The 19,327-nt window shown below is 67.3% G+C and carries 20 protein-coding genes; 10 read left to right on the forward strand and 10 right to left on the reverse strand.

Annotated elements, in window-relative coordinates; genetic code table 11:
- Positions 1–11: 11 nt before the first annotated feature.
- The 7 genes from NOV86_RS06045 to NOV86_RS06075 all read left to right on the forward strand — a co-directional run bounded on the left by NOV86_RS06045 (position 12) and on the right by NOV86_RS06075 (position 5,239).
- The gene (locus NOV86_RS06045; RefSeq protein ID WP_267640397.1) at positions 12–467 is read left to right on the forward strand and encodes a pyridoxamine 5'-phosphate oxidase family protein; all 456 of its coding nucleotides are present in this window, start codon (positions 12–14) and stop codon (positions 465–467) included.
- Positions 468–546: 79 nt separating this feature from the next.
- The gene (locus tag NOV86_RS06050) at positions 547–2,004 is read left to right on the forward strand and encodes a hypothetical protein (RefSeq protein WP_267640398.1); all 1,458 of its coding nucleotides are present in this window, start codon (positions 547–549) and stop codon (positions 2,002–2,004) included.
- A 69-nt stretch (positions 2,005–2,073) separates the two neighbouring features.
- Positions 2,074–2,700 (forward strand): GNAT family N-acetyltransferase, encoded by a 627-nt coding sequence (locus tag NOV86_RS06055; protein ID WP_267640400.1) that lies wholly within the window; start codon positions 2,074–2,076, stop codon positions 2,698–2,700.
- On the forward strand, positions 2,700–3,344 hold the full coding sequence (locus tag NOV86_RS06060) for a GNAT family N-acetyltransferase (protein ID WP_267640402.1): 645 nt from the start codon (positions 2,700–2,702) through the stop codon (positions 3,342–3,344). Before NOV86_RS06055 ends, NOV86_RS06060 begins: the two co-directional genes overlap by 1 nt.
- Entirely contained in the window at positions 3,341–3,997 is a 657-nt protein-coding gene (locus NOV86_RS06065; protein ID WP_267640404.1) for a GNAT family N-acetyltransferase, read from the forward strand. Before NOV86_RS06060 ends, NOV86_RS06065 begins: the two co-directional genes overlap by 4 nt.
- The gene (locus NOV86_RS06070) at positions 3,990–4,613 is read left to right on the forward strand and encodes a GNAT family N-acetyltransferase (protein WP_267640406.1); all 624 of its coding nucleotides are present in this window, start codon (positions 3,990–3,992) and stop codon (positions 4,611–4,613) included. The genes NOV86_RS06065 and NOV86_RS06070 overlap by 8 nt, the downstream gene beginning before the upstream one ends.
- 5 nt (positions 4,614–4,618) lie before the next feature.
- Positions 4,619–5,239 (forward strand): GNAT family N-acetyltransferase, encoded by a 621-nt coding sequence (locus NOV86_RS06075; protein ID WP_267640407.1) that lies wholly within the window; start codon positions 4,619–4,621, stop codon positions 5,237–5,239.
- 117 nt (positions 5,240–5,356) lie between these two features.
- On the opposite strand, the gene sod is transcribed toward NOV86_RS06075, so the two are convergent.
- A complete protein-coding gene (sod, locus tag NOV86_RS06080) occupies positions 5,357–5,959 on the reverse strand; it encodes a superoxide dismutase [Mn] (protein ID WP_267640408.1) in 603 nt (200 codons plus the stop codon).
- A gap of 229 nt (positions 5,960–6,188) precedes the next feature.
- Here sod and NOV86_RS06085 point away from each other — a divergent pair, with 229 nt between their 5' ends.
- Positions 6,189–6,806, forward strand: coding sequence for a DUF7978 family protein (locus tag NOV86_RS06085; protein WP_267640409.1), 618 nt, complete (start codon positions 6,189–6,191; stop codon positions 6,804–6,806).
- Here NOV86_RS06085 and NOV86_RS06090 read toward each other — a convergent pair whose 3' ends face one another.
- Both NOV86_RS06090 and NOV86_RS06095 read right to left on the reverse strand, forming a co-directional pair.
- Positions 6,807–7,304, reverse strand: coding sequence for a GNAT family N-acetyltransferase (locus tag NOV86_RS06090; protein ID WP_267640410.1), 498 nt, complete (start codon positions 7,302–7,304; stop codon positions 6,807–6,809).
- Between the two features lie 72 nt (positions 7,305–7,376).
- Positions 7,377–8,018, reverse strand: coding sequence for a metal-dependent hydrolase (locus NOV86_RS06095; RefSeq protein WP_267640411.1), 642 nt, complete (start codon positions 8,016–8,018; stop codon positions 7,377–7,379).
- A gap of 102 nt (positions 8,019–8,120) precedes the next feature.
- Here NOV86_RS06095 and NOV86_RS06100 point away from each other — a divergent pair, with 102 nt between their 5' ends.
- A complete protein-coding gene (locus NOV86_RS06100; RefSeq protein ID WP_267640412.1) occupies positions 8,121–8,828 on the forward strand; it encodes a helix-turn-helix domain-containing protein in 708 nt (235 codons plus the stop codon).
- A 22-nt stretch (positions 8,829–8,850) separates the two neighbouring features.
- On the opposite strand, the gene NOV86_RS06105 is transcribed toward NOV86_RS06100, so the two are convergent.
- The gene (locus NOV86_RS06105; RefSeq protein ID WP_267640413.1) at positions 8,851–9,330 is read right to left on the reverse strand and encodes a DoxX family protein; all 480 of its coding nucleotides are present in this window, start codon (positions 9,328–9,330) and stop codon (positions 8,851–8,853) included.
- Between the two features lie 153 nt (positions 9,331–9,483).
- Between NOV86_RS06105 and NOV86_RS06110 the strand changes: the two genes are divergently transcribed.
- Positions 9,484–10,269, forward strand: coding sequence for a hypothetical protein (locus NOV86_RS06110; RefSeq protein ID WP_267640414.1), 786 nt, complete (start codon positions 9,484–9,486; stop codon positions 10,267–10,269).
- A gap of 1 nt (position 10,270) precedes the next feature.
- Here the strand turns inward: NOV86_RS06110 and NOV86_RS06115 are convergent, their stop codons facing one another.
- The 6 genes from NOV86_RS06115 to NOV86_RS06140 all read right to left on the reverse strand — a co-directional run bounded on the left by NOV86_RS06115 (position 10,271) and on the right by NOV86_RS06140 (position 19,314).
- Positions 10,271–11,113 (reverse strand): hypothetical protein, encoded by an 843-nt coding sequence (locus tag NOV86_RS06115; protein ID WP_267640415.1) that lies wholly within the window; start codon positions 11,111–11,113, stop codon positions 10,271–10,273.
- Positions 11,114–11,271: 158 nt separating this feature from the next.
- Complete coding sequence (hmgB, locus tag NOV86_RS06120) at positions 11,272–12,609, reverse strand: hydroxymethylglutaryl-CoA synthase (RefSeq protein WP_267640416.1); 1,338 nt, start codon at positions 12,607–12,609, stop codon at positions 11,272–11,274.
- A gap of 77 nt (positions 12,610–12,686) precedes the next feature.
- Positions 12,687–15,254, reverse strand: coding sequence for a PKD domain-containing protein (locus tag NOV86_RS06125; RefSeq protein ID WP_267640417.1), 2,568 nt, complete (start codon positions 15,252–15,254; stop codon positions 12,687–12,689).
- A gap of 135 nt (positions 15,255–15,389) precedes the next feature.
- Positions 15,390–17,741, reverse strand: a complete 2,352-nt coding sequence (locus tag NOV86_RS06130; protein ID WP_267640419.1) for an Ig-like domain-containing protein — start codon at positions 17,739–17,741, stop codon at positions 15,390–15,392.
- A gap of 50 nt (positions 17,742–17,791) precedes the next feature.
- Entirely contained in the window at positions 17,792–18,373 is a 582-nt protein-coding gene (locus NOV86_RS06135; protein WP_267640420.1) for a DUF2150 family protein, read from the reverse strand.
- Between the two features lie 101 nt (positions 18,374–18,474).
- Positions 18,475–19,314 carry a TatD family hydrolase gene (locus NOV86_RS06140; RefSeq protein ID WP_267640422.1) on the reverse strand — a complete coding sequence of 280 codons (840 nt, stop codon included), beginning with the start codon at positions 19,312–19,314 and terminating at the stop codon, positions 18,475–18,477.
- Positions 19,315–19,327: the final 13 nt, after the last annotated feature.

Genomic DNA, 19,327 nt, shown 5'->3' on the forward strand with positions numbered 1-19,327 from the left:
TACCATTCCTCATGGAAGACATCCGTTCCGTACAGATGGACGACGAGACGCGAAACGAGTTCCTCGGACGGGGCGGGACAGGCGTCATCTCGCTGTCGACCGACGCCGACCAGGCGCCGTACTCCATCCCCGTCTCGTACGGCTTCGACGCCGAGGAGGAGACGTTCTACTTCCGGCTGGCGTTCGGGGCCGACAGCACGAAGGCTGACCTGCTCGACCGGGACACCCACGTCTCGTTCGTCACCTTCGAGCAGACCGGTGAGGGCTGGAAGAGCGTCGTCGCCCGCGGCCAGCTCGCGTCGATAACCGAGGGCGCGGTCGGCACCGAGATACTCGACCGGATGCGCCACATCCACATCCCGCTGGTCGACACCTTCGACCGCGACCCACAGGAGCTGAGCTTCGAGTTCTACCGGATGCAGCCGTACGACCTCGCCGGGAAGCAGGAAGCACACACCGAGAGCTGAGCGGTTCCGGGGGGACGTGAGCCGGCCGACCCCGGCCTCGGACGGAGACGTTAAGCACCGGCGGGCGGAATCCGCCGGTATGCCACTCGACACCGGCTGGGACCTCCCGGCGACGACCGCCGTGTCGTTCGACCCGCCGGCAGCAGCCATCGGTGTACACGACGCCGACGCCTTCCGCGACGCCTACGCCGACTTCTTCCGTCGCGAGCTGGCGACCGACGTCGAGCGCGACCTCGACAACGACGCGCTCCACCGCATCGCGAACCGCCTGAAGACGCTCTCGTGGCGGCCCGACTACGCCCGGTACGACCACCCGGTCGGCGCCGACGAACTGACGGCCCTCACCCGCGTCGTGCAGGCCTACGCCAGGGCTGGTGCCGACCTCCGGCCGTCGACGCGCCCGGACTACTGGGCCCACGACGCCACCCGCGAGTGGGTCGAATCGACCGTGCCGGACTGCGAGCACTGCGAGCGTCGCGACATCTCGGTCGTCTCGGGCGAGGCGACCGCGTTCCACGTCTGCGAGGGCCACCACCGCGAGGCCATGCAGCGCTTCGTCGAGGCGACGCGGACCGAGCCCGCACAGCCCGACCCCGACGAACCGTTCGACCTCGCCGAGCGCCTCGACGCCGAGGAGTTGCCGACCGCCGCGGCCCAGCGCCTCGCCGAGATCGGCGCGTACGACCCCCACATCATCCGTCCCGTCGCGGAGAGCCTGCTCCGGGCGTTCGAGTCCCAGCGCGGGGCCGTCGTCGTCTCCCGGGACTTCCTCCACCCGGTGACGACCGCGCTGACCCACCTCGGGACCATCGACGGCCGGGTCCGCGAGCGCTTCGTCGCCTCGCTCGCCGACGAGGACGCCCCCATCCGGCAGGCGAGTGCGGCCGCCATCGCCTCGCTGGCGTGGGAGCGACCCGACGCCCTGCTGTCGGTCGAGGAGGGCGTGGTCGTCCCCCGGCTCGTCACCATGCTCGACGAGGACGACCCCGACTCCCGGGCGCTGGCGCTCTCGGCGCTGCGGGAGTTCGCCCGGTCGCACCCCCACGTGGTCGACCCCTACACCAGCCGGGTGACCGACGTGCTCGACGGTGACGCCGGGAGTCCGAGCCGGTTCCTCGCCGGTATCACGCTCGCGAACCTCACGCTCGCCTCGCCGGAACTGGGTGCCCGCCGGGCGAACCGGTTCGAGCGCCTCGCCTGCACCACCGGCCCGGAGGCACTCGCCGGACTCGCCGGGCTGTACTACCTCGACCAGGCCGGGTACGACGTGCAGGCGCCACTCCAGACCGCCGCCGAGACCGCTGAATCGGCACCAGAGCCGGTCCCGGACCCGCTTGCGGACCCGGCCGCCGGGGTCCGGTGGTACGCCGACCCGACCCGCCACGACCGCCGGACCGTCCGGGAGGCGGTGTACGCGCTCGGCCACCTCGGCGGCCCGGGCGAACTCGACTTCGTGGACTGGGTGGACGCCTGCGCCCGCGACGACGCGCTCCGGACGGCCTGCGAGACGGCGCGGGACCGGCTGTTCGTAACCTGAACACCGGGCGAGTCAGACCGTGTCACACCCCGAGAACGCTTTTTGTACTCCCGGGCGAAGCCGCCAGCCATGCACCTGTTCCCCACCGCGTTCGAGACCGAGCGTCTCCGCTACGAGCGCCTCGACGAGACCGTCGACGTGTTCGAACTCTACGACGTGATGAGCCAGGAGGGGTTCGCGGACACGGTCGAGCACATCTCGAAATCACAGCACGACACGCCGAAAGACACCTTCGACTACCTCGCAGAGAGCGCCGAGAAGTGGGAGGAGGCCGACCGCGCGAACTGGGCGATGATCCCGAAAGCGGGCGAGGACGGGGCCGGCGAGTTCGCCGGCGTCGCGTCGCTCATCCCGCTGTGGGACCGCCGGACGGCCCGCCTCGGCGTCTGGCTCCGCGAGCCGTTCTGGGGACGCGGCTACTCGGGCGAGCGCGCCGACGCCCTCGTGGACCTCGCCTTCGACCGCCTCGACCTCGAACTCGTCGCGGCGGCCCACACCGACGAGAACGAGGCCTCGAAGCGCGCCATCGAGAAGTACGTCGACCGCTGGGGCGGCCAGTACGACGGCATCCTCCGGAACTGGGTCGTCCTCGACGACGAGCCGCGGGACCTGCATCGCTACACCATCACCCGCGAGCAGTACGACGAGGCCGACGTGCCGGTCGGCCTGACGGTCCACGAGGACGGGTTCGAGTGATGAGCGACCTCTTCCCCGAGCGCTTCGAGACGGCGCGCCTGCGCTTCGAGCGTGTCGGCCTCGACACCGTCGACACCCTCGACGTCTACCCCTACTACTCCACCGAGGCGGGCATCGAGCAGGCGACCCGGTACATGACGTGGGAGCCCCACCAGGTTCCAGAAGAGACGTGGGAGTTCGTCCGGGCCGTCGGCGAGCAGGCCGAGGCCGGCGACGGGAAACTGTACGCCCTGTACCCGAAAGCCGGCGAGGACGGGACCGAGGTACCCGGCGCGGGCGAGTTCGCCGGCACCGCGGGCCTCCACCCCGACTGGGACCAGCGGAGCGTCACCTTCGGGATGTGGCTCCGCAAGCCCTTCTGGGGGCGTGGCTACTCGGGCGAACGCGCCGACGCCTTCGTCACGCTGGCGTTCGACCGCCTCGACCTCGACCTCGTGGCCGTGACGGTACTCGACGAGAACGACCAGTCGAAACGGGCCATCGAGAAGTACGTGGGTCGGTGGGGCGGCCAGCACGACGGCTACTTCCCGAACCTCGACACCCACGGCGACGAGCCCGCGAGCGTCCATCGCTACAGCATCACCCGCGAGCAGTACGAGGCCGCGGACGTGACGGTCGACCTGACCATCCACGACCGGCCATGACCGACCTCTTCCCCGCACACGTCGAGACCGAGCGCCTCCGGCTCGAACGCGCCGACCGGGCGCTGGACCCCGACAGCGTGTACGAGAAGATGGGTGCGCACCGCGAGCGTGCGGTGGCCGAGCACGAGCACCTGCACTCGAACCCGCACCAGCACCCGAAGGGCAGCGCGGACTGGCTGGCCGACGCCCGCGAGCAGTGGGAGGCCGGCGAGGCCGCCACGTGGGCCATCTTCGCCCGCGAGGACGAACCAGCGCCCGACGCCGCGGTCGTCCCCGACGACGACCAGCTGCACGTCGGCAGAGCGAGCCTGCACGTCGAGTGGGGGAAGCGCCAGGCGTTCACCGGCGTCACCATCCACCGGCCCTTCTGGGGGCGGGGCTACTCCGGTGAACGCGCCGGGGCGACCCTCGCGGTCGCCTTCGACCGCCTCGACCTCGACTACGTCTCGCCGGCGCACATGGTGGACAACGAGCAGTCGAAACGCGCCATCCGGAAGTACGTCGACCGCTGGGGTGGCCAGCGCGACTGCCTGCTCCGGAACTGGGAGCCGACCGAGGACGGCGAGCCCGCGGACCTGGTCCGGTACACCATCAGCCAGCAGCAGTGGCGCGCGGCCGGCGGGACCCCCGACGAGGTGACCATCCGTGCCTGACCGCTTCCCCGACCGCATCGAGACGGAACGCCTGAACCTCGTCCACGAGTCACCCGGGGAGACCGACGTGTTCGAGCGGTACGAGCCGATGCGTGCCGGGCACGCCGACCCGGCCGCGTTCGAGCACATCCCCATCGAGCCGTTCGAGCATCCACAGGAGGCCCGCGAGTTCCTCGCCTCGCGGACCGACCGCTGGGACGGCGGGAACGCCGGGACCTACGTCGTCCGGCCGAAGGACGGCGAGGACGGTGCCGGGGAACCGGCGGGCGAGGCCGAACTGTTCGCCATCTGGGACCGCCGGACCGCGTACTTCACCTTCGGCCTGCGGCGACCGTTCTGGGGGCGGGGCTACTCCGGCGAGCGCGCCGACGCCTTCGTCGTCTGCACCTTCGAGCGCCTCGACCTCGGCGTGGTCTCGGTGAGCCACACCGTCGCGAACGAGAACTCGCGCCGGGCCATCGAGAGGTACGTCGATCGCTGGAACGGCCAGCGCGACGCCACCCTCCGGAACGGCCACGTCATCGACGGCGAACCACGCGACGTGGTCCAGTACAGCATCACCCGCGAGGACTACGAGGCGACCGACCACGGGCCGGACGTGACGTTCCACGGGTGAGCACGATGCCCGAGTTCTCCTGGGACGACGGCCTGTTCCCGGCCCGCATCGAGACCGACCGTCTCGTCATGACGCGCGTCGACGCCGACACCGACCCACTCGAGTTCTACCGGGCGTTCTCCCGCGAGGCCGACCCCGAGCGCGTGTTCGCGTACGTCTCGCCGACGTTCGTCTCGACGCCGAAACGCTCGCACGACCTGCTCCGGAGCTTCGCCGAGCAGGGGCGCGAGGGGACCGCCGCAGCCTACGTCCTCCGGCCGGCAGACGGTGAACCCGACGCGGGGCGCTTCGCCGGTATCGCGTCGTTCCGGCCCGTCTGGGGCCGCAAGAGTGCCGAGGTCGGCGTCATGCTCGGCACCGACTTCTGGGGGCGGGGCTACTCCGGCGAGCGCGCCGGAGCGTTCCTCGAACTCGCGTTCGACCACCTCGACCTCGAGCTGGTCGAGGTGACGACCCGGGTCGGCAACGAGAACTCCCAGCGCGCCATCGAGCGGTACCTCGACCGCTTCGGCGGCCAGCGCGACGCAGTCGCCCGAAACGACGAGACGGATTCGCAGGGCGCTCACGACGTGTACCGCTACACGGTCTCGCGGGTGCAGTACCGACAGGAACAGCAGGAGGGATGACAGTCCGGGACGGCGGCCGGGCGGCCAGCCGTCACGGCAGGTCGCGCGTGATGCCCACGGTCGCGCGACCGCCGCGGGGGCCCCGGAGAGCGTGCTCGGAAGGCCGAAGCCGGGGACCTATTCGAAGGCGGCGACGGCGTCCTCGTAGCGACTGGCCGGCTCGCGCCAGTCGACGACCTCGAAGAACGAGTCCACGAAGTCGCCGCGGGCCGGGCCGTAGTCGTGGTAGTACGAGTGCTCCCAGACGTCGAGCGCGAGGATGGGATGAGCACCCCACAGCGCGCCCTGGTCGTGCTTGTCCACCACGACGTTCCGGAGCTGGTTGCTGAAGGAGTCGTAGACGAGCAGCGCCCAGCCTCCGGCGTTCCCGGCGGCGGCGCGGAACTCGCCCTCCCAGGCGTCGTAGGAGCCGAAGTCGGCCTCGATGCGCGCTCGCAGGTCGCCCGCGGGCTCGTCGCCGCCCTCGGGGCTCATGTTCTGCCAGAACAGGTCGTGGAGGACGTGCCCGGAGCCGTTGTGCGTGACGTTCCGGATGGCGCCCGGGGAGTCGCCGAACTCGCCCGCGTCGCGGTTCGCGGCGAGCGTCTCCTCGGCCGAGTTCCACCCGTCGACGTAGCCCTGGTGGTGGGTGTCGTGGTGCCAGCGGAGCACCTGTTCGGAGATGTGCGGTTCGAGTGCGTCGTAATCGTACGGGAGTGGCGGCAGTTCGTAGTCGGTCATGCGACGTTCGAACCGAGGGGCCGGGACCTGTTATACGTAATCTGAAGCGCATTAAAGTAGAATATCCGATATGTCGTCGCCGGACCAGACCTCGGTGGTTCGCGCCACCCACACTTGAACGGCGACCCTACGTAGTTTATCTTGTTTCTGATAAATGTAATCGATAGATTACAACGAAATCGGCGTTTACACAACGTCTTTACCGAATCGGTGCGAATCCAGAACTGTCATGTCGACCGACAATAGTCTGTCCACGACCTTCGGCGACGAGGGTGCCACACTCGACGCGACGACCGCCGCGAGGAGCGCGGTCGCCGGTGTCGGCGCCTTCCTCGCGAGCTACGTGCTCACGTTCGTCCTGTGGACCCAGTCCGAGTTACCCCAGCCCGACTCCATCGGGCAGGCGCTCGAACAGGTCATCGTCTCCGCGGTCCGCGACTCCGTGGCGACGTGGAAGGCCGCCGGGATGGTGCTGTTCAACGGCCACTTCGTCCAGCTCTCCTACGAGGGCCAGCTCTCCAGCGGGTCGTTCAACCTCATCGACCTCGCCGGTGGCGGCCTCGTCCAGCTGACCTACGTCGTGGTCCCCCTGGCGCTGGTGGTAGCCGGCTTCCTCGCGGCGCGCACGGGTGGCGTGACCGCCGACCTCGCCGACTCGGCCGTCGCCGGCGCGCTCGTCGCGGTGGGCTACCTCGTGGTCGCGGCCATCGGCTCGCTCGTGTTCTCGGCCTCCGGCGACGGGAGTTCCCTGTCGGTCCCGCTGGTGAACGCGGTCGTCGTCGCGGGCGTCGTCTACCCCGTCATCTGCGGTGGCCTCGGCGGCGTCGTCGCGCACCTGGCCGACTGATCAGAGTTCTCGCGCCACCATCTCGCCCCAGTGGGCGAACCCGTGGCGGTCGTAGAACGCCGTCGCGCGCTCGTTCTCACGGTCCACGTCCAGCACCAGCCGGTCCAGCGGGAGGGCCTGGTCCCGGGCGAGCGAGACGGCAGCGGCCATCAGGTCGTCAGCCACGCCAGTTCCGCGGTACTCCGGGCGGACGTAGATCTCGTTGAGGACGGCCGCGTCCCAGATGAACGCGAGGCGTTCCGGAAGAACGAACACGTAGCCGGCGAGTTCATGTTCGTCACCGTCGCCAGCCGTCGCGACCGTCACGCAGCGCTCGTCGTCGGCCACGCATCGGTCCACCCACTCCAGCCAGTCCGTCCGGTAGTCGTCGTCGAGTTTCCCCTCGTACTTCGCCTGCTTCTCGTCGCCGCCGGTGCCCGAGCCGAGGCCGAGTTCGAAGCCGCGCTTGAGTTCCCAGAGCGCCTCCGCGTCGGTGTCGGAATCGTAGGGTCGGGTCATACACCCGCTTCAGCCGGGGGCGTCCTCACGGTTTCGTTCGCGGGCAGGTCGGCAGGGGCACCGGTATTCGAATCAGCGCTCGTCCCACAGCCGCACCGCCGAGACGACGCCCGCCGTCAGGACGATGAGGAGCTGGATGCCGGAGTCGACCAGCGGGAAGATGCGCTCGCGGGTGACCGGCTCGCCCGACCGGTCCGGGTTGGTGTCGACGCCGGTGTAGTACTGGACCTCCTTCGTCGAGCCCTTCGCGACCTTCCTCGTCGGCTCGCCGTTCTCGAACTCCACGAACGTCTGGACGACGCCGCGCTGGTCCGAGAGGTGGAGCTTCCCCGTGAGCGCGTAGAACTGGTCGTGCAGGGGCCAGAGGACGTTCACGCCGTTGGTCATCAGGTCGGGCCCGATGGCGCCGAAGACGACCGCGACGATGGCCACGGCGGCGACCCGGGGCGCGTGGGGGCCGAACCGCGCGACGAGCCTCGAGGGGCGGTCGGCGTACAGGTCGAACGCGAGGGCAGCACCGAGGACGGCCGGGAAGAGGAGGGTGTGGAACGCCGCCCGATGCGCGCCCACGAGGACGAACCCGACGAACACGTCGAGGTCGACGAACGCGGTCAGGGCCAGCACCGCGACGAGCGCGCGCCCCGAGAACGCGGGCCCGAGGAGGGCGCAGGCGACGATGGCGGCGAGGGCGACGTGGACGACGGTCGAGGGCATACGGGATGGTATCGAAACCCACAAGGAAATCTCTCGTGGTTCGTCGTCCGTCGAACCCGAGTTTCGATACGTTTTTGCCGCGTGTCACTCCACTGCACGACCATGAGCGACAGTCCACGGCGCAGCCTCGCGACGAAGATCGCCGGCGAGGTGACCCTCTCGGAGGACCCCGGCGCGACGCTCCGGAAGTGGCGCACCGACTTCGGGGTGAGCCAGACCGACCTCGCGGCCCACCTCGACGTCTCCTCGTCGGTCGTCTCCGACTACGAGAGCGGACGCCGCGAGAACCCCGGCATCGGGGTCGTGAGCCGCATGGTGAACGCGCTGCTCGACATCGACGAGAGCCGCGGTGGCGACCACATCCGGCAGTACGCCCGCGTCCTCTCGGCCGGGTTCGAGAGCGACATCGTCCGCGACCTCCGGGAGTACCCGACGACCATCCCGCTGTCGCGCTTCTACGACGCCATCGACGCCACCGAGGTCCACGCCGCCGAGGAGCGCCACATCTCGGGCCACACCGTCATCAACTCCATCGCGGCCATCACCCGGCTCTCCTCGGAGGAGTTCTACCGGCTCTACGGGCAGTCCACCTCGCGGGCGCTCATCTTCACCGAGATAACCCGCGGGGAGTCCCCGCTGGTCGCGATGCGCGTCGTCACCCCGACCCCGAACGCGGTGGTCCTGCACGGTATCGAGGCCGACGAACTCTGGGAGCACGCGCCCAAGCTCGCGCGTGCCGACGGCTTCTCGCTCGCGGTGACGCAGAAGCCGGCCGAGGAGATGGTCGACGCGCTGCGCGAACTCCCCTAGCCGGGGGATTCCGGACCGAGAATCAGGCCGCGGGCCGCGCCGTCTTCTCTGCCTCGCGGTCGGCGAGCCAGTGCGCGACCGAGTACCGCCCGGGGTCGGTGAACACGAGCGAGACCGACACGAGCAGCAACAGCAGGGCGAACTCGTAGCCCCCGTTCGAGACGACGAACCCGTTCGGCAGGTGGACCAGCAGGATGGCGCCCGTCATCACGACCGCGATGGCCGCCGCCCCGACCCGGCTGAACAGGCCGACGAGCACCAGCAGGCCGCCGATGGTCTCGGCGAACCCGACCAGCCACGCCGTCAGGATGGGCGCGGGCACCCCCAGACCGGCCAGGGCGAACGCGAACCCGTCGATGCCGGAGCCTGCGGGACCGGCCCCGGTGAGCTTGCCGAGCCCGTGGACGAGCATGATGAGCCCGACCCCGACCCGGAGCGAGAGGACGCTCACGTCCGCGTTCGACAGCCGGTCCAGCCCGAGTCGTCCGGTCACTGTGGACATACCCGGAGAGACGCACCACAGGAGCATTTGTGCTATCCTCGCTATCTGAGGAAAGAAACCCCAGGAGCCCGAGAAATCGGCCGATAGAGGTATGTACGAACGTCCGGGCCGGCCGTAGTGTTTACGTCGCCGTCCAGACGATTCGAAGACGAGATGCGTGGCCGACCGACCCTCCTGTTGACCGTCGCCGTGCTGGTCGTGCTCGCGGGGTGCAGTGCGACGAGTTTCGCTGTCGGGCCGACGCCCACCCCGACCGAGTCCATCGACCCGGTCCAGGAGGAGCCGGTCCGTCTCACCGCGACGCCGGCTGACGCCGGGAGCACAGCAGCACCCCCGCACCCGGTCGGCCCCGCCGCCACGCCCGAGCCCACCCGGACCGTCCGCCACGAGGGCGACCTCGTCGTCACGGACCGGGTCCGCTTCGAGTCGGTCCGGCTCGTCGTCACCGGGCAGGTGCTCGTCGAAGACGGCGGGTCACTCGTGCTCGACGATTCCGTCCTCGAGTTCGACGCTTTGGGGAACACGAGTTCTGATTTCGCCGTCACCGTCCGCGGGCAAGGCACCCTCACGGCCGACACGGTCGCGGTCGTCGCCGAGTCGGGGACCTCGTTCACCTACACCGACGACGCGACCGTCACCCTCCGGAACCTCTCCGACCGGACCGGCACGACCGTCCACCGGGTGACCGACGATGCCAGCCTCTCCGTCGTGGAGAGCCGGGTCACCCTCGTCGGAGCCGACTCGGCGACCATCGACGTGACGGCCTGTGACTGTCGCATGACGCTCTCCCTCCCGGACGACGCCCGCGCGTTCCCGGTGCCCGAGGGCTACACCGCCGACTCCCGGTTCGTGGTGTCCGGTGCCGACACCGCCGTCACGGTGCAGGTACGAGAATCGGTGCTCCGCGAGTCCTCTTCGGCGGCGGACCGGCGGGAGTAGCTCAGTTCTCGGTCGTGTTCTGGCCGGTACAGAGCCGGTAGTAGTAGCCGTGGTTCGCGTCCGGGAAGGTGAAGCCCGTCTCGTTCAGCCGGGTGCGGGTCGGCTCCGAGAGGAAGTCCCGCGGCCCGCCGTGGTCGCCGGCCAGCCAGCCCTCGCTGGTGTGGCCGTCCTCGCCGACCCGGCCGACGACGTTGTGGAGCAGTTCGTGCGTGATGACGCCCGCCACGCCGGTTCCGTTGTGAGCGTACCACGGCGCGTCGCGGTGGACGACGCTGGCGTACCCCGGCGCGTCCCCGAGCCCGAGGTACCGCCCCGCGTCGAGTTCGCCGACCGTCACGCCGTAGTAGGTGCACAGGCCGCCACCGAGTCGCTCGCGGGTGTACCCGCCCCGGACCGCCTCGGCGTCGACCGTCTCGACCGTCACCGCGTGGTCCAGCCGCTCGGTCTCGACGATGTGCAGGTCGATGCCCGTGGTCCCGTCCGGGTTCGCCACCGGCATCTCCGCCCAGATGCGTTTCAGTCGGACCTTCTCGCCCTGGGTCAGGCGTTCGACGTTCGAGCCGTAGCTGACGTGCACGTAGATGTCCTTCTGGTCCGGGTCGGCGCCCGGCAGTGGCGTCCCGTCGGGCATTTCGCCGGCGCGCTCCCACGAGTCCGCGAGCAGGTCGCCGTCGCGGTCAGGGGAGGGGCGTTCGGGTGACCCGGCCGCCCCGTCGCCCAGGAACAGGCCGTCGCGAATCGTCGTCATCGTCTCGCTCCCGACCAGTCCGAGGTCTCTCGCGAGGTCCTTGCCGTCTTCGAGCAGGCCTCCCTCGTCGTCGTCCGCGACGACCACGACCGTCACACTCGTCAGTACACCCACCAGCAAAGCGACGGCGACGAGGACACCCAGACCTCGCCGCGTCGGTCGAGCCACCATCTGCCCGAGTTTGCGCAGGGGTATCGGTATAGGTTGCGTATGGTATCAGTCCGGCCGGTCGCGGAAGAAAAAGACGGCTCGTGTTATTCCACGTACCGGTACTTGCGCTCGCCCATGCGGCCCCAGCCGTCGAAGGCGAACTCGTTCTCGGGCGCCGTGAACTCCTCGAGTTCCTTGTCCTTCTCGTGGTTGTGGCGGTCGTGGACCTCCTCGTACTCCGCCCAGGAGAGGTCGTAACGGGCGTCGATCTGCTCCTGCACGTCGAGCGCCTCGACCTCCTCCAGCCAGTTGTCACAGACGGTCTCGGCGTGGATCTCGGCCTGCGCACCCGAGCCGTAGGACCCGACGAGGAGCCGCTGGCCGGCGAGGTCCTCGCCCTGCTCTGCGGCGTGCATCAGCGCGGAGAGGCGGGCGATGTGGACCGACCCGGTGTACCAGTTCCCGACGTCGCGGGAGATGCCGAGCGTCGGCTCGATGGTGCGGCCGTACCAGTCCTGGTACTGCTCGGTGCCCTTCAGCGCGTCCATGTACTCGCGAAGCGCCTCGGTGAACGCCTCGTCGTCGTCGAAGGCCTCCTGCCGGGGCTGGCGGCCGATCTCCTCGGCGAGTTCCTCCTCGACCTCGGTGTCGCGGATGATGTGGCGGTACGCCAGCAGCGCGGCCTTGCGGACCATGCCCGGGAACGGCGTGTGGAACGGCCCGTAGGCGAAGTCGTCGGGGTGGATCTTGCCCGCGACGGACTCGAAGTCCTCCAGCGCCTCGCGCATCCGGGCGAGGTAGACCTTCACCGAGCGCTTCCCGTCCACGCTGGGGAACTGCTGGTTCGGCTTCAGGAAGTCCGTCTCGTCGGCCGAGCCGTAGCCCTGCTCCATCGACAGCTCGACGAGGTCCGGGTCCTCGTCGATGAGCATCGCGACCGCGCCCGCACCCTGGGTCGCCTCGCCGGCGTCACCACGAGCGTACAGCGCCGTGTCGGTCGCGATGACGAGCGCCGCGCGCCCGCGGTTCCGGCCTGCGCGAATCCAGTTGTAGGCGTCGTCGATGGACTGCGTCCCCGCGATGCAGGCGAACTTGCGCTCGCCCTTGTTCGCGTGATGGAAGTCACCCTCGTACACCTGCTCGAGACACCCCGCGATGTACGTCGAGATGGGCTTGGAGTTGTCGAAACTGGACTCCGTGGCCACGTCGATTCGACCGATGTCGTCCGGCTCCAGCCCCTTTCGGTCCATCAACTTCTTCGCGGCGTTCGCCCCCATCGTCACGATGTCCTCGTAGGAGTCCGGGAACGACGAGGCGTTCAGGCCGAGGCCCTTCGTGTACTTCTCGGGGTCCTCACCCTTCTCCGGCGCGAACGTGTTGGGCAGGTCCAGTTTGAGCTTCCCTGTCCAGATCTCCATGGCGTCGATGCCGACGGTGGTCATGATAGGAGAATGTGCGTGTCGGTTCTATATGATATTGTCGACTGCGAGTTCGACGAGTGTCGAATACTCGGCGTCCGCTACTGAACTGTCACCGTCTGAGTAACCCCGTAGACCACATCGTCGACACGGAAGTAGATGGTAATCGTGACCTGTCTCCCCGTCATATCCACGCGTTGGTAGCTTCCGCTGCTCCCACGCTCGTTGAAGAACTCGGTCAGGTACAGCGTCTGTTGTGCCCCCGATGGAAGCGGCGCAGACTGTCCATCGGATTCGAGGCTCATGTTCGCCGGAAGCACGTAACCACCGGTGGTGTCGGCACCGCCGACCAGCCCCGAGGAATTGTAGATTTCGACCTCGGCATACGCGGTGTTATCGCCATTGAGCAGGTCCACCTGGTTCGACGTTTCGTTTACCTTCACGGCGATGATTGTGACATCGTCGTTCCGAGTGCTCTGGAACTCCTGTTGGATGTCGGAGTTACTCGATAACCACGTGTCAGTCTGTCCGTACGAGATACCACCGCCAGTGTGGATTTCCTTCGTGATGCTGCTCGTATCCCCGTCGTCGTCGGTCACGGTCAGGGTCACCGAGTAGGTCCCTGGCGGCGTGTACGTGTGACTCGTCGTCTGTCCGGGGTCACTCCCACCATCGCCGAAGTCCCACGAGTACGACGCTATCGAGCCATCCACATCGGACGAGCCGCGTCCATCGAACGAGCAGGTCGTCCCCGTGCAGTCCCAGTCGAAGGCTGCCGACGGCGGACGGTTGGTGACCGTGACAGTCTTGGCGATAGTGTCGGTCTGCCCCGCGCCGTCCGTCACACGTAGTGTGACCTGCTTTTGACCGTTGTCACCGTAGCTGTGGGTGGTTGTCTGTCCACTCTTCTCGTAGTTGCCATCGTCGTCGATGTCCCACTCGTAACTGGTGATGCCGTTGTCGTCACTCGAAACTGAGGCGTCGAACGTGATGCTCTCGGCTGTCCGCGGAGACGTGGGACTATAGCTGAAATCCGCAGACGGTGGTGAATCCGTCCCACCGCCTCCACCGGCTCCCACGTTCGTCACCTCGACGAGTAGCCGGTCGCTCGAACCGCCGCTCGCAGCGTAGACGCCGACGGTCCCGTTGGCGGCCGCGGTCAGCGTCGTCTGCGCAGTCCCGGACCCGTCCGTCGAGTCCGAACTTGGTGAGACCGTGCCGACGCCGGTGTCGTTCACACCGAACTCGACCGTGAAGCCGTCGATACTGACGTTCAGGCCCGCGCTGAGGTCGAGTTGGTCGTCCGAGTCCGCGGAGACGTTCCACTCACAGGAGACGTCGTCGCAATTCGTTAGCGGACCACTGGGGTTGTCGCCGTCTGGGTCGTTCCAGTTGATCGTGTATGCGCTCCCACCACCTCCGCCACCACCGGTTCCACTTCCGTCGGTGTTGGCTATCTGGACGGTGAACGAGACGTTCTCCGGGGCGTTCTCGTCGACGCCGCTACCGACGGCCGAGTCGAAACTGGCGTTGATGGTGTCGGTGTTCCCGGTGCCGCTGACGCTCGGGGCCTGGTACGTGACCGTGACCCTGCCATCGGTCCCGGTCTCCGCGGCGGCTGGGGTGACGGTCCCCCGGTCGGCACTCACGTTGACGGACTCGCCGCCGACCGGGTTGTTGTACTGGTCCCTGACCTCGAGGACGAGCGACTGGTTCTGCCCCTCGGCGACGGTGGCGCCGTCACCCTGTATCGTGGTCAGATACGTGGCGTTCGGTTCGTCGATGCCCTCCGTCTCGCCGACACCGACCCGGGCCAGATCGAGTTCGTAGGTGACGGACTGTTCGAACTCCAGCGTGACGAGGTTGAACTGCTGTCCAGAGACCGACTGGTACGTGACGCCGTGGACGTAAGCGTCGTTTCCGGCGTTCCCGGTCCCGTCGATTTCGGCGCCCATCGCGTCGCGCCACTGCGTCTCGTTGAGGTACGTCGGAATAGTGAGTGTCAGGTTCGACCCGGTTTCGTTGGTCACCGCGATGGTGTTCGAGGAGGCGCTCAGGCTGGCTACGTCGACCGTCGTCGTCCCGCCGGCGTTCGCCTCCAGTTCGCCACCGAGGGCGACGAGCGTTATCTCCCTGCCATCGACCATGCCCTGGCCGGCGACCGTGATATTGGCCGACCGATAGACGTTGTACAGCAGGGTGTTCTCGTACACCGTCGTCGGCCCGTTCTGGTAGACGTGGTACGTCGGCCGATAGACAAGCGCACCCGTCGAGAGGTTGTGGGCGCTCCCATCCCAGTAGTCGTCGATGTCGTCAGCGAGTGCAGTCCCATTTTCGATGGAGACGTTGATGCTCGCGTTGCGGGTTCCCACCGTACGGAACGATCCGGACGGCGGCGGGGGGTTCACGAAGAGCGTCCGGGATGGGTAGGTCGTCCCGAGCCGCACCGTTTCGGCCCCCTCGTCACCGGTCTTTGCTGCGGTGACGAGACCGTTGCGAACCTCCTGGAGCTGCTGTTGCACCTCCTGATTGTGGTTGTACTCGACCTCCGCGTTCTGGTCGGGTACCACCTCCGCCTGGTACATCGACAGCGAGATGACGATGAACGCGAGGAGGATGACCGCGCCGACCTGCACCGTGACGGCACGCTCGCTCCAGGGCTGCGCCATTAGTGGTTGCTTTATTATTCATGCAAATAACGCTTATTGCCGATTTTTCGAGGATAGAACAGGTCAAGAAGAAATATTACGGTGTAGAGGTGGTCGAAATCGCTCTCTAAAGTTCGGAACACGGTGCGTTCAGCATCAGCGGTTCAAGACACGAGCGACAATTTCACCGGAACGGTCGACCTGTCTTGAAGACTGTACGGCGGCCCCTCTCTCATTGTGAGGATAGCTGAGAATCATCGGATTGTTTTGGGTGGTGACCGTCTTCGATTGAGTCGCAGTGTTCCCTGCCTGATCGGTGGCGGTCACCGTAACCGTTAGAACCTCGTTGTTCCCCACGTCACTGGTCAGGTCGATACGCAGGTTGTTTCTGCTGAAACTGTTCTGGCCCCCTAGACCGGTGAACTGTCTCGATCCAATCTGGTTCCCATCGCTGTCGGACACGGTGACGGTTACCTCACTCAGACCCGTATTTCCGTCGTTGATGTCCAACGTCCCAATCTCTACGTAGTCCGGGTTCGCCTTCGAGTCGGCGATGAGACCACTGAAATTCTGGATATTCGGCGGCGTGGTATCGGCACTCCCCGTGTCCCGAACCGTCACCGTCGCGGTGTCCGTGCTCGTCGCACCCTGGTCGTCGGTGACCGTTAACTGAACCGTCATATCCGTATCTGCACCGACGTTGGCGGGGGCATTGTAGGTCGCGTTCGGGGTCGTGTTATCGGCATCCGTGATGCTCCCGGAACCGCTGATGACCTCCCAGTCGTAGGTGGCTATCGTCCCGTCGCTGTCACTGCTCCCACTGCCGTTGAGAGTGACAGTACTGCCTTCGTCCACTGAGTACGGACCACCGGCGGCTGCCGTCGGCGCATTGTTCCCACCACCACCGCCGCCCCCGATGACCTTCAGCGTCATCGTCTCGGGGTCCTCGACCGCCGAGGCGAGCAGCCGAAGCGTCCCCGTCGGGTCGCCGTTCTCGAACGACAGCGTGGTCGTGCGGTTGCCGCTCCCGTCGGTCGCACCCTCGGACGGGTTGAAAGCCTTCACGATGGTGCTGTCGTTGTGGCCGAAGTCGACGAACACCTCGGAGGTCGACGGCGTCGTGTTGACACGCATGTCGAGGTTGTCGGAACTCGTCTGGCTGATATTGTAGACGCAGGTCTCGTTGGCGGCATAGCACGTCGTGTACGTGTTCTGGGTCTCGATGTAGTCGAAGTCCCACATCATGTCGTAGTTGCCTGCGCCACCGCCACCACTGCCGTCGAGATTGCGTATCTCCACGGTCGCGGAGACGTTCTCGGGTTTGCTCGCGTTGATGCTCGTCGTCGAGGTGTTCACCGTGAAACTCGCGTCGACGGTGTCCGTGTTGTCGGTGCCGTCCACGTCACCCGGTGCCTGGTAGGAGAACGAGACTTTGCCGTCCGGCCCGGTCGTCTGCGGGTTCGAACTGGTGATGGTACCACGCGACGCACTCGCATTCACCGTGACACCACTCACGGGGTTGTTGTACTGGTCGCGGACCTCGAACGTCACCGTGTCCGTCTCACCCTCACCAATCCGCGGGTCACCGACCACGGTGAGGTACGTCGCGTTCGTCTTGTCGGCGCCGTTCGTCTCCCCGACACCGACGCGTGCCATCTTGAGTTCGTACGTGGTGTCTCGTTCGAACTCCAGCGTGACGAGGTTGAACTGCTGGCCGGGCACCGGCTGGTATGTGACGGCGTGGATGTACGCGTCGTTGGAGCTGTTACCGGCCCCATCAACCTCGTCTTCCATCGCGTCACGCCACTGGCTCTCGTTGAGGTACGTGGGGATGGTTATCGTGAGGTTCGACCCGGTCTGGTTGGTCACCGCGATGGTGTTCGAGGAGGTGCTCAGGCTGGAGACGTCGACGGTCCTGCTCCCACCGGAGTTCGCCTGCAACTCGCCACCGAGGGTGATCAGCGAGATCTCCTTGCCGTCGACCATGGTCTGCCCGGTGACAGTGATGTTCGCCGACCGGTAGACGTTGTACAGCATCGTGTTCTCGTACACCGTCGTCGGCCCGTTCTGGTAGACGTTGTAGTTCGGACGGTAGACGAGCGCGCCCGTCGAGAAGTTCCGGGCCGTGCCGTCCCAGTAGTCGTCGATGTCCCCGTCGACCGCACTGGCGTTCGCGACGGAGACGTTGATACTAGCGTTCTGTGTTCCCACCGTCCGCAAGGACCCGGATGGTTGTGATGGATTCACGAAGATGGTCCGGGAGGGATAGGTCGTGCCGAGACTCACCGTCTGTGGCGGCGAGCTCCCCGTCGTTGCCGCCGTGACGATGCTGTTACGGACCTCCTGGAGCTGTTGCTGGACCTGCTGGTTGTGGTTGTACTCGACCTGCGAGTTCTGCTGGGGGACGACCTGGGCCTGGTAGGTCGCGATGGCGATGACGACGAACGCGAGAAGGATGACTGCGCCTACCTGCACGGTCACGGCGCGCTCGTCCCCGCAGCTATCCATTTGTGACTCCTATCCAGTGTGAGACTAAAGACCTTGTTGCCAAATCCGCACTACTCGTCGTCTTCCTCGACGACTTCGGGGTCCTCCATGGCAGACTGGAGGCTGGCGAGGCCGTTGAGCCACTCGGCGACGGGGCCGTACTCGAGGTCCTTGCCGAGTTCCGGCGAGAGGTTCTGGCCGTCGATGATGAGGGTCCCGGCCTTCACGAGGAAGCCGCGGGCGCTCTCGATGTCCTCTTCCTCCTCGGCGTCGGCGGCGGCCGCGACGTAGTCCTCGATGGTCGCCTCCTCGGCGGCGCCGGCGTGGATGTACTCCATGCAGGAGTGGAGGACGATGCTCAGGCTCTCCTGGACCGACCCGACGAGGAAGACCTTGTCCTCGTCGTCGAAGTCGGGCTCGGAGAAGACGATGTCGCCGATCTCGTTGATCTTCTCGGACGCCTCGTCCTCGTCGAGTTCGCCGTCGTCGTAGCTGGAGACGATCTTCGCGGCGGCGATGGCGGCGTCGTCCTGCATGAGGTCGAAGACGCGCATGGAGTCCTCGTCCTCGGCGTCGATCTCTTCGTCGCGGATGCGGTCCACCCAGTTCTGCCAACGTTCGGCCGAGTAGTACTCGGTCGGGGGCGTGCTCATACGTCAACCTACCCCGGCGTAGTCAAATGCCTTTCTCTACCTGGCCCCCGTGGGGACGGTGCACATCCGTCTCGCCGGCGACGAACGGGGTGGCCGGACCGTCAGAGCGTCGCTTCGGTGTCGATATCGTAGACCATCGCGGGGGTCTCGACGTGCGCGCGACGAACCGCCTCGTCGTGGCCCTCGTCCAGCAGCCAGCGGACGCGCCGCGGGACGGTCTTCGGGCCCAGGACCGCGCCCGGGCGGTCGGGGTCGTCGACGAAGTCGGTCTCCATCAGGAAGGGGTCGTCGCGTTCGGCGGCGACCTCGAGGCGGTCCTTCTCGCTCATCACGCTCGGGACCGGGCCGGCGAGCGTCCCGCCCGAGTAGTGCTTCACCACGTGCGTGCGGTCGAGGCCGGCCTCCTCGGCCCACTCGGCGACCTCAGAGAGGTCGTCGGTACCCTCGGTGTGGAGCTGGACGGCGCACTTCTCGCGCGCGCCGAGTCGGAAGGCGTGGCGCATCACCTCGTTCGAGGCCTCCCAGACCGCGTCGGACACGTCGTAGTGCGGGCGCCCGGACTTGAGCGCGAGGGCCATCCCGTCGTCGACGTACTCGGCGGCGAGGTCGAGGCCGGCCTGCATGATGTCGCGGGCTGCCCCGGGAGAGTGGCCGGCGTCGACCAGCTGGGAGACGAGGGCGGGGTGGACGCCGAGGACCGGCCAGGCGCGCCCGGGGAGTTCGGCGGTGGCGTCCTCGACCACGTCGATGGTGGTCTCGAAGACGTGCCGGAAGTCGGCGCGCTCGCCGGGGAGGTCGCCGAGGTACCACGACGGCTTGTTCACCACGAGGAGGTGGGTGCCGCCGACGCGTGCGAAGTCCTTCACGGCCTCGATGCCACGCCCGTGTGCCGGGTCGAGGTGCAGGTGGTTGTCGAGCACCGGCGTATCGAGTTCGGTCATCTTGCTGGTCGTG

This window comes from Haloarchaeobius amylolyticus, assembly GCF_026616195.1.
Classification (GTDB): domain Archaea; phylum Halobacteriota; class Halobacteria; order Halobacteriales; family Natrialbaceae; genus Haloarchaeobius; species Haloarchaeobius amylolyticus.